The organism is Paenibacillus antibioticophila (genome assembly GCF_000455265.1).
Lineage (GTDB): Bacteria > Bacillota > Bacilli > Paenibacillales > Paenibacillaceae > Fontibacillus > Fontibacillus antibioticophila.
Genome location: NZ_HG005145.1, coordinates 23794 through 33654 on the forward strand (window position 1 = coordinate 23794; position 9861 = coordinate 33654).

At 50.2% G+C, this 9861-nt stretch carries 9 protein-coding genes and 1 riboswitch; all 9 genes read right to left on the bottom strand.

Annotated elements, in window-relative coordinates; genetic code table 11:
• Positions 1-70: 70 nt before the first annotated feature.
• The 9 genes from TX85_RS24705 to yabN all read right to left on the bottom strand — a co-directional run bounded on the left by TX85_RS24705 (position 71) and on the right by yabN (position 9618).
• The gene (locus TX85_RS24705; RefSeq protein ID WP_044482591.1) at positions 71-1966 is read right to left on the bottom strand and encodes an SDR family oxidoreductase; all 1896 of its coding nucleotides are present in this window, start codon (positions 1964-1966) and stop codon (positions 71-73) included.
• 104 nt (positions 1967-2070) lie between these two features.
• A riboswitch (cyclic di-GMP riboswitch) is annotated at positions 2071-2164 on the bottom strand.
• Between the two features lie 203 nt (positions 2165-2367).
• Positions 2368-4866 carry a stage II sporulation protein E gene (gene spoIIE, locus TX85_RS24710; protein ID WP_044482592.1) on the bottom strand — a complete coding sequence of 833 codons (2499 nt, stop codon included), beginning with the start codon at positions 4864-4866 and terminating at the stop codon, positions 2368-2370.
• Between the two features lie 563 nt (positions 4867-5429).
• Positions 5430-5912, bottom strand: coding sequence for a S1 domain-containing RNA-binding protein (locus tag TX85_RS24715; protein WP_044482593.1), 483 nt, complete (start codon positions 5910-5912; stop codon positions 5430-5432).
• Positions 5913-6028: 116 nt separating this feature from the next.
• A complete protein-coding gene (locus TX85_RS24720) occupies positions 6029-6373 on the bottom strand; it encodes an FtsB family cell division protein (protein WP_044482594.1) in 345 nt (114 codons plus the stop codon).
• Between the two features lie 18 nt (positions 6374-6391).
• Positions 6392-6967, bottom strand: coding sequence for a spore cortex biosynthesis protein YabQ (yabQ, locus tag TX85_RS24725; RefSeq protein ID WP_044482595.1), 576 nt, complete (start codon positions 6965-6967; stop codon positions 6392-6394).
• On the bottom strand, positions 6964-7245 hold the full coding sequence (gene yabP, locus TX85_RS24730) for a sporulation protein YabP (RefSeq protein ID WP_044482596.1): 282 nt from the start codon (positions 7243-7245) through the stop codon (positions 6964-6966). The genes yabQ and yabP overlap by 4 nt, the downstream gene beginning before the upstream one ends.
• 138 nt (positions 7246-7383) lie before the next feature.
• Positions 7384-7665 (bottom strand): RNA-binding S4 domain-containing protein, encoded by a 282-nt coding sequence (locus tag TX85_RS24735; protein ID WP_044482597.1) that lies wholly within the window; start codon positions 7663-7665, stop codon positions 7384-7386.
• On the bottom strand, positions 7665-7937 hold the full coding sequence (locus tag TX85_RS24740) for an HU family DNA-binding protein (protein WP_044482598.1): 273 nt from the start codon (positions 7935-7937) through the stop codon (positions 7665-7667). The genes TX85_RS24735 and TX85_RS24740 overlap by 1 nt, the downstream gene beginning before the upstream one ends.
• Before the next feature lie 163 nt (positions 7938-8100).
• A complete protein-coding gene (gene yabN, locus TX85_RS24745; protein ID WP_044482599.1) occupies positions 8101-9618 on the bottom strand; it encodes a bifunctional methyltransferase/pyrophosphohydrolase YabN in 1518 nt (505 codons plus the stop codon).
• Between the last annotated feature and the right edge of the window lie 243 nt (positions 9619-9861).

The following is a 9861-nucleotide window of genomic DNA, read 5'->3' on the forward strand; positions in this document are numbered from 1 at the left end:
CAAACAGTAGGACATTTAAAACGATCCATGAACTGTAAGAAGACGTTGCCCCCAGCGTAAGCTTATAAAGTTAACTTTTGTACAATTTGCTTACAGGGAAGTACTCTGCATCCACGCCATACTTGATCATGAGTCTTAGGTAATTCGCATTTGGCACAGGGCATTCTACCTGGCTCTCTTCCAGAAACTCCTGCGTATGTATACAGCTATACCGGAAAGGCTCACGGCGAAGCTCCTCCCATTCAAAGTGCAGTAAATCTCCGCCCCATTGATGAGAGCTGTCTACCTGACTGCACTCTAGCAGCCAGCTCTCGTAATCGGAATCAGACAGCACCTCAATAGGATATCCGCAGCTTCTCAAGCTTTCTACGAGTTCTATCATCGATATCTGAACCGGATTACACAGGTGAAACAGATGGCCCGCCGTGTCTCGCCGCATAGCCAAAGCAGTAATGGCCCGAGCCGCATAGCTTACCGGAGTCAGATCCAACAGATGATCAAGCTCCGGGGCCTTGCCCTGTACAATAATCATTCGCAGCATTCTGTACAGGAGGCTGTTATTCACGTTTTGCGGAAATGCGCCCGTCTCGGCATCCCCCGATAAGTGGCCGAGCCGATAAATCGTAACAGGGATTTCCTCCTGCTCGCAAGCTTCAATTAACATGCGCTCTGCCCGAAGCTGGCTGTCATAATAAGGATGGTCCAGCTTTGTGCTCTTGGTCTGGCCCGCTTCATGCATACCTGTAGTCAATTCTCGTTCCGCCAACCCTTCAGGCACACCCATCGAGGACAGGTAGTGAACCCGGACATTTCTTCCGCGAGCCCAGGATAGCAGATGCTCTGTGCTAGTAACATTCACCCGGTTGTAATACTCGGGATCATCCGCATAGCACTCCTGAATGCCGCAAATGATCATGGAATCGATCCGCATCGACACACGCTCCGTCAGACAGCTGTTCAAGCCCAGCTGCGGCCGTTCCAAATCTCCCTTGACGGCAATCACTCTCCCGAGCAGCTCCGATATGATATCTGCGCCGAAAAACTGCATCATAACCCTTGCAATTCTTGCATACGGATCATCGTCTTCTTCAGATCGGACAAGGCAATAAATCTTGGCCTGGGTTGTTCTGAGCAGCTCACGCAATACCGAAGCACCCAGATAACCCGTTGCCCCGGTCAGCAGGATATATTTCTGTTTGCAGCTTGCCGCTCTTTTGCGCATCACCGGACTGCCGAATTCAGCGGGGTTCTCTGTCAGCCCGATCATTTGAGCTTCCGAGTTTCTGACCCGCTGAACCTGCCCCTTACATTCCATCTCTTCTTCGATGACTAAAGGGATCCCTCCAATAGTTACCCTGGAATCATACATTGCGGCCTTGACAATACATCCGAAAAAGGAAGCAAATCTGTGGATGGTGCTCGGCTTGAAGAGCTGCTTCCGATAAGAAACCTGCAGCGTCCACTCTCCTCCATTCAGGGGCTCCACATCCCAGTTCAGACAACTGGACTGGCAGGTGTGGTCCCTGCCGAAGATCGTATGGACCAATCCGGTGCAGCCAACCGCTTCTTCAATTTCCTCCAGTGGAAGGGCCGCAAAATCTAGCGCCTCTTGCTTATTAAGCAGCGACTGGTACAATTCCATGAAGCTCATCGAGGCATCGCACCGGATTCGCAGAGGAAGGACATAACCCTTCTCATGCTTTACACCGACAATCCGCCATGCTTTGCCGCTCATTCGGTACAAAAATATATAGTAACAAGTGAGCATCCAGAGTCTGCTGTCAAACGTCTTTAATTCTCTGGAAAGATATGTTTGATCGAGTTCAAGCGGATATTGGATTTGCTGCATATCCCTTCTGGAATCATCTCGAGGGTAATCCGTGTACAAATCCAGCCCGGACATCGGGGGTTGCAAATCATACAGCCAATAATCCCGAATGATCCGATCCATCAATAAGATACCCACTTCAACTTCACTCCTGTTTCTTTGTAGAATTGATCTGTGAATAGACAAAAAAAAGCAACCTATTAAAATGCACAGACTGCTGCACTATAGGTTACCAAAGAAATATGGGCAACTGGCTGACATTTCCTCTACAGATTGGAGGAAGTAGTCCCTATAGCTTTGCGTCACTACCTTTCGATAGTTTTGCCGAATAGAGGTTGTTCAAAAAGGTGCTGAAAAGTCGGTTTTTTTGAACTCGCACTAATAAATATGCAATTATATGAGTAATTTTACTTTCCTTCAAATTAACAAAATTAATTTTAACATGTTTATGTCATGAAATCTATGAAATTTTCCCTATTTTAGCTACATATTTCCTATGCCATTCGACCTATCGACTTGCAATACCCTCAACCATGTACCTAACTTACGGTTCTTGGACGTTCCAGACGGGTAACACCCGGAATATGCAACGTGGACCATTGCGGTAAATAATGATCAATTCGAGCTACCGCTACCGTCATATCATCCTGAATCACATTACTCTGATAACGGATCACAGCCTCCAACAAGCAATCGGCAATCTCTTGGGGATCCTCCGATTGAATCTCCTGAATGAGGCGCTTGATCCACAGCTCTTTATTCACGGCGTATCCGGGAGCATCATAGATGCCGTCCGTCATCATCACCAGCGTATCGCCGGGATACAGCTGTACGGTTACCAAGTCAATCTCGATTTCCTGTACAATCCCTATCGGCAGATTGCTGGCCATGACCGGAATGACCTCCTGCCCTCGTTTAATAAAGCTGGGAGACGAGCCTATTTTCAGAAAAGTAGTCCGGGCCGAGTATTCGTCAATCAGCGCCATATCGACCGTAGCATAGATTTCATCCGGGGAACGAAGCATCAGAACCGAATTAACGGACTTGATAGCAAGTGTCTCGTCCATTCCAGACTGGAGCAATTGCTCAAGAATGCTCAAGGCCGTGCTGCTCTCCTGTCTGGCCCGCTCGCCATTTCCCATCCCGTCACTGAGCGCTACCGCGTAAGTTCCGTTGCCCAATTCAACCGTACTGACGCTATCGCCGGACAGCAGATCTCCGCCCTTCGCCGTACCCGCTACACCGGTCGTGATCTCATAGGATTTGGCTGATCCAAACGTTACGGTGGCTAGACCCTCCCTGCCTCCATGCATCGTCTCGCCTATGACAGCAATGTGCTCCTCCAAAATATCCGAGAGCAAGGGGGCGATCATTTTGCGGCATTCATCGAATCCCCGGGTATAGGCATGGACAATCTCGATTTCAACATTTCCGTGGTCCAGATTCACTATATCGATGCTATGAATGGAAAGCCCCATCTTCTCCAGCGCCTCCCGAATCTGCTCCTCTTGCTTGTACATCGCTTGCCCTTCGCGTTGAATCTCCTTGGCCAGATCCTCCATGACCTGTGATACTCCTGACAATTGCTCCGCGACAAGCAAACGGCTATCGTATATTTGCCGTTTCCAGTGCATATCATGTTCATACAAGCTGTATTCACGCTTCATGACACCGAGCACCTGCTCGCTCTTGGTGCACAGTCGGTTCCATCTGGCAGGCAGCTGCTCTTTGGTAATGCCGGGGTTTTCCTCCACCGCCGACATCATCTCCGTCATAAGCTTATAAGTTTGATAGAAATTCCCGTCCCAGCAGGTTTTTCGACGGAAGCAGGTGGAACAAGCACCCTCGGTGACCGCCGTCATAAAATGGTCGACCTCTTCGCTGCGCTTGGCGATCTCACCCGAGCTAGCCATCTGGCCGAAGCTGCGCGACAGCTGCTTGAAGACCTCTGAAAATTGAGTAACCCGGCCGGCCGTGACCTCCCGCATCCGCTTGGCATACTCATGCTGGCTCTTCGTATGATCCTGGGTTCCGGGAATGTATTTGGCGATAGAACTGATCACACTCTTCGGCGTCACCATAAAGAACAGCACCGCGACACAGGTCTCCCAGGTCGAGGCCATCACTTCATCAGGCCCGTTCAGATAGATCGACAGAATCGAGGAGCCTAACAGCATCCCCAGACCGACAGCCCACTTCCTGCCCTCGCGCAGCATTCCCGCAAGCATTCCGGAGAAAGCCAAAAGACTCATTTGATAGAGTGCTGCGGTATCAGCCAGACTTAGAATCAAGCCGGTAATAACCCCTACTGAAGCCCCCAGCGTTGCTCCGCCCACCAGGGCGAACAACAGAATCAAATAACGAGTCAGCATATGCTCAAGGGAGAGTCCGGATATTTCCCATCCGACCGATCCGGTCATCACCGACGCCAACAAGATCACAAGGCAAATGATCTCCTCCGTTCGCAGCTGGTGATTGCGCTTTCGATACGTAAAGACCGGAATGGCCTGAATGAAGACCAAGGCGAGTACAAAGCTGAGCACCGAATCCATCACTGTAATCATCAAGGCATACCATGATAACGAAGGGCCGATTACCGCCTCAAACAGAAGCACAAGAAAGGCGCTTGTAAATACCATCATCGGAGCATAAGATACCTCGGCCCGTTCAAAGGACTCCATGCCGCGGTGAATTAAGTAAAATACAAGCAGCTCCGCCGCAATCACGGTAGCGTGATGACCGGAGACAGCCATAGCGCCGACCGTCATAACTGCTCCCGTCATTACAGCGATATCGCGCCGCATAAACATCATGACTGCAAAAAAAGCAATAGCAAAGGGAGACAGCTCGTCCAGGATCGTCGCCTTGCCGAGCAGGAAGCTCATCAAGAGGAACAAGCCGTTCCATTTGTTTGCGGCAAACAGCCGGCTGAGCTTGTTTATAACCGGGGTCTGCCTCCACTTGTTCCAGTAAAACGCTCCTGCCTGCTCTTTCGCCTTCTTCAACCCGGGGAACGGGATGACATTCCATTTGTCCATCTCCTGGCACCGCCTTTTATGTTTTTAAAGGTTGTTCAAAAAGTCATCTTTTGATCACGAAGAGTTTCAAGAGGTTGATTCAACATCGAATCTTGCGTTCATCCTAGAAGTCCGGTACTCATGTAGGGATCTCCTACACTCCGTTCCTCCTTCTTTGGATTCTCACAACCTTCTCGGTGCTGAAAAGCCGACTTTTTGAACACGCACTTTTATTAAGGTATGTCCCATTATAGGAGCGGTCAGGCGGAAAGTTTGTCATTTGCCGGAGTACAAGCCTTAGAAATTTCCGACAAATTGAGAGCGGGCTACGAAACATCGCGAACCCATGCCTCTCATACAGCTTCACGATACGAAGCGTGCTTATGTTCGTAATAACACTTGGATAGGAAAGCCTGTTTGCTTGTCATATTCCTTGTGGATTACCATGGATTGCGTTGGAACCTGTCGGCTCCGGCAAGAAGACGACAAAATAAGTTTTTATGTGAAAATTATAGCTTGTTGATGTCGCGAAGCACGCAAAAAACCGCAGGCATAACTGCCTGCGGTAGTTCTTTATCATGAATTTACATGCGTTTGGCTCCGCGTCCTCCGCGTTTGCCTTCCGTGTTCTTCTTCAACGACGAGATACGTTCCTCGCTGTCCTTAAGGAAACGGGAAACTTTATCTTCAAAAGAAGCTTTGTTCGCTTGCGGCTTGAAAGGACGTCCTCCGCGATCCCGGTTAAATCCTCCACCCGGACGGTCACCATCACGGCCACCACCACTTGGACGGTCGCTGCGCGGCGCACGAGGCGGTCTAGCCTCTACCGGCTTATCAACGGCTTGCTTAATGGAAAGTCCGATCTTGCCGTCCTTGTCGACATTGATTACCTTCACCGTAACCATATCGCCAATCTTCAGATGATCATTGACATCCTTTACGTAATTGTCAGCGATCTCTGAAATATGAACGAGACCCGTGACACCTCCTGACAGATCCACAAATGCTCCGAAATGCGTGATGCCTGTCACTTTTCCCTCTAACTTGGTGCCCACTTCTATTGACATAAAATAAAATGATCCTCCCTTAAAAATATACAGCAAGGCCACGAAATCATGACTGCGGTGATTTGATTATACATAATGACTGAAACAAGGTCAACAGCCGTATATCCCGCTTGGTGTCAATCATTTCCCCCATTTTGTCCGGAGATTCGCACCGGAATTTCACCAGGTTTATAAAGTCCATATTTCTTCATCGCTATCTGGCCGATATATTCGGGGTCCTTGAGCCGATTAAGCTCATATTTTAATTGAACAAGCACTTGTTCATTTTCTGATTTTACCGTCATCCGTTCCGCTAATTGACTGGCTTTGACGCCAATTTCGCCGGATTGATCCATATAAGTATAGCCTGCCCAACCGATAAAGAGCGCCATAAAGGTCATCCACAAACGGATACGTCGACGAGCGCCGGCTGACTTAACGGGAGCTTGTTTCTTGGAATTGACTGTCGTGTTCTCCCTCACCGGGCCCACCTCCTTTATTCACTCTTGATCCTTGCCACGCCATTGTCTCCATAATTTTACCACATATTCCCTTGACTTGCGAAGCCTGTCCGGTATATGCAGCGCATTTAAGATAGGACGGAAAGCCCAGGCAAGCAGTTTCCAAATTGGGAACAGCGTAACTCTTCCCAGAAAAATGATTAGAATCCAGAGAAATCCGAGCAAGAGTCTAAAACCCTTCCAAAGCCACTTGATCGGAACAACGAGGATCAAATAAATCAATCTGACACTAAATCTATATATCCTCTGGACTATACGAATTAAATTTACCACAAAACGCTCGGTCAAAACACTCAGAAACAAAAAATGAATCCATACTCCTAGAAATAGTCCTAAAAACACATAAAAACGGAGCTCTCCGTGATTCACATGGTACAGCATCCGGAACACAAACAGCGCGGAGGCCATCCAATAAAACAAATCGAGCAGATGTACACTCCAGCGAGGAAAGCGAAGCTGACCCGATACTACGCGGTAGCTGTCAAAGGCAATCCCCATGAGCGTTCCGGAAGCCAGCATCCATACCAGGGTCAACCATTGTGTCTGCAGGTTCATCGGAAGAGCTTGCCAAGGAAGCCCTTGCCTGACGGATTAGCGCCCGGCTCCAAGTAGGACAAGGAGTTAACCTGACCTTCGATGCTGACAAGGCCTTGCTCCAGATTCAGATTCTTGATATGTAAATTATGACCGCGAATCGTTAAATGCCCCAGCTCCGTTTGAAGCAAAAATTCCTCGCTGTCAAAGCTCTCCACGTTCAGGACTCCCGAGATCTCCAGCAGCTTCCTGTTCAGTAAATGCAGCTCCTGACGCTTTCCCTTTCCCTGTTCGACCATGGCATGTACCCCTCCTTCTTAACACTAGCTTATGGGAGGGGCTTCTTCTTTAGAACCGCCGCTGAACCTGTTCTGCCGGATTCCGAATAAAAAAAGAGCATGTCCCAAATCATTGGAACATGCTCTCATGCCGCCCGCCTAATTCCAGTCGAAACCGGAATCCTTGGCGATCGGCTCTTCCTTGACCAAGGTATACATGGTTGCAGCCTCGTCCTTGCGAGTGGTCTCTGCCAGACGCTCGACGCGTACCGTAACCAGCTTTTGGCCGAATTGAACGGTAATCTCATCGCCAACCTTAACAGCAGAACTCGGTTTGGATTCACGCCCGTTGACGAGGACTCTTCCTTGCTCGGAGACATCCTTCGCTACGGTACGCCGCTTAATTAACCGGGACACCTTCAGGAATTTATCAAGACGCATTATTTTACAGCTTCTTTAAGCTTGTTGCCCGCTTTGAAAGCAGGTACGTTCGAAGCAGGAATCTCGATTGTTTTACCTGTTTGCGGGTTGCGGCCTGTACGACCGGAACGTTTGCGAGTTTCGAAAGTTCCGAAACCGATCAGTTGAACCTTGTCGCCACCTGCAAGTGCATCGGTGATTTCGCCGAGAACACCGTTCAATACGGTCTCAACGTCTTTTTTAGTCAAACCGCTTTTGCTGGAAATGTTGTTGATCAGATCTGTTTTGTTCATTAATAATGCCTCCCAATAATTAAAGAAATAGATGGATACTTACGGCCTAGCCCCTGTGGCTCATAGCCGTATGGATATCTTTGTATGATTATTCTGTCTTGAAACAGAAAATCCTGCCCGAAGGGCAACTTTTTTTTGAAATTTCCTAAAAAAAAGCCGTTTTTTAGCGATTTTTGTATTCCTTGGCGGCTCTTTCAAGCTCCTTCGCCTGGTCCCACAAGATGTCCATTTCCTTCAACGTAGCGTCTTCCGGGCGCTTGCCTGCCCCCTGAAGCTGTTCTTCCACATAGCTGAAGCGTCTGACAAATTTCGCATTCGTCATGGACAAGGCTTCCTCCGGATCAGCTCCAATCCGGCGGGCTGCATTGACTACGGAGAATAGAAGGTCGCCCAGCTCCAGCGTCTGTTCCTGGGCATCCAATCCGGTTTCAACGGCGGCCCTGAATTCGGAGATTTCCTCCTCGATCTTGGCCCAGATCCCGTCCATCGAATCCCAATCGAAGCCCACCTTGGCTGCCTTCTTCTGAAGCTTGTACGCCTTCATCAACGCAGGAAGGTCGCGCGGCACTCCGCTTAACACGGATAATTGCTCCGGATCAATCCCCTTCCGGCGCTTCTCTTCCGCCTTCATGGCCTCCCAGTTGCCCAATGCGGCTTCAGCATCCTTGGCACTCTTATCCCCGAATACATGAGGATGACGGTACAGCAGCTTCTCATTCAAGGTCTGGATCACGTCATAAGCGGTGAACATCCCGCTTTCTTCCTCCATCTGCGCATGAAGCATGACTTGAAGCAGCAAGTCACCGAGTTCCTCCCGCATATGATCGGGATCATCCTCGTCAATGGTCTCCAGAACCTCGTAAGCCTCTTCGATAAGATTCTTGCGAAGGGATTGATGCGTCTGCTCCCGGTCCCAAGGACAGCCGCCCGGACTGCGGAGAATCGCCACGATCTCGTGCAGACGCTCGAAGCTGCGAATGCGCAGCTGGTCGTCGCTGCTGGCAGGCACATAGACGAGTGAGAGATTGCCATAGCCTTCGACCCGGTCCAGCTCATACAACGGAACATGCAGCACCTGTTCGGCTCCCTGGACGCCAAGAGCATGCCCCACAATAATCGGGTAGTCATCCGGATAGCTCTCCATCAGACTCAGCTTGACATCAGAAGCGGTAAATACGTCATAGACCTGACCGATCAACGTATGCCTCCGGGAATCCACATCTGCTCCTGTGAGAGAGGAGGCATCCAGCAATTGAAAGCCTTCAATCGGATCGAAGCCGAGTGCTATGAAGGCCGCATCCAGGAAGCTTTCCCCGCCGATGATCTCAAGAGGAATTCCGGCCTCCGGGCAGCGCTCCTTCAGCAATTTGACCGTCGCCTCGGCTACCATCGGATGTCCCGGCACAGCGTATAGAATCTCCCGGCCGTCCGGTGCTGATCCAGCGAGCGATATCAAGCGCCGGGTTATCTCCTCATAGACCGAAGGGAAGTCATCACTGGCTTCGTAGACATCGTCGAAGGATGTGAAGGCCACACCCGTCTCCTCCAGCCACTGGACGACAGGATGCTCCTTCGTGCGTACATATCTCTCCTCCGCGTCCTGCAGCCTCTTCAGGCTTCCCAGCGTCAGCTTGTCCGGATCACCTGAGCCCAGTCCGACAACGGTAATTACAGCTCCCACTATCTCATCACACTCCATCATTGTGCAGCTTGTTATGCTGTCCATTATTTACTATACCATCAGAAGGGCTTCAGAATAAAATTTACGGCCCCGGCGCTAGTGAAGCAGCCGCAGCTTCCGAAGCGTCTGGACCAGCTTCGGGCCATACCGCGGCAGGGCGCCCAGCTCTGCCGCAGTGATCAGGCGCGCCCGCACCGCGGCGGCCGCAAACACGGCTGCGCCGAGCAGCACGCCGAGCAGGCT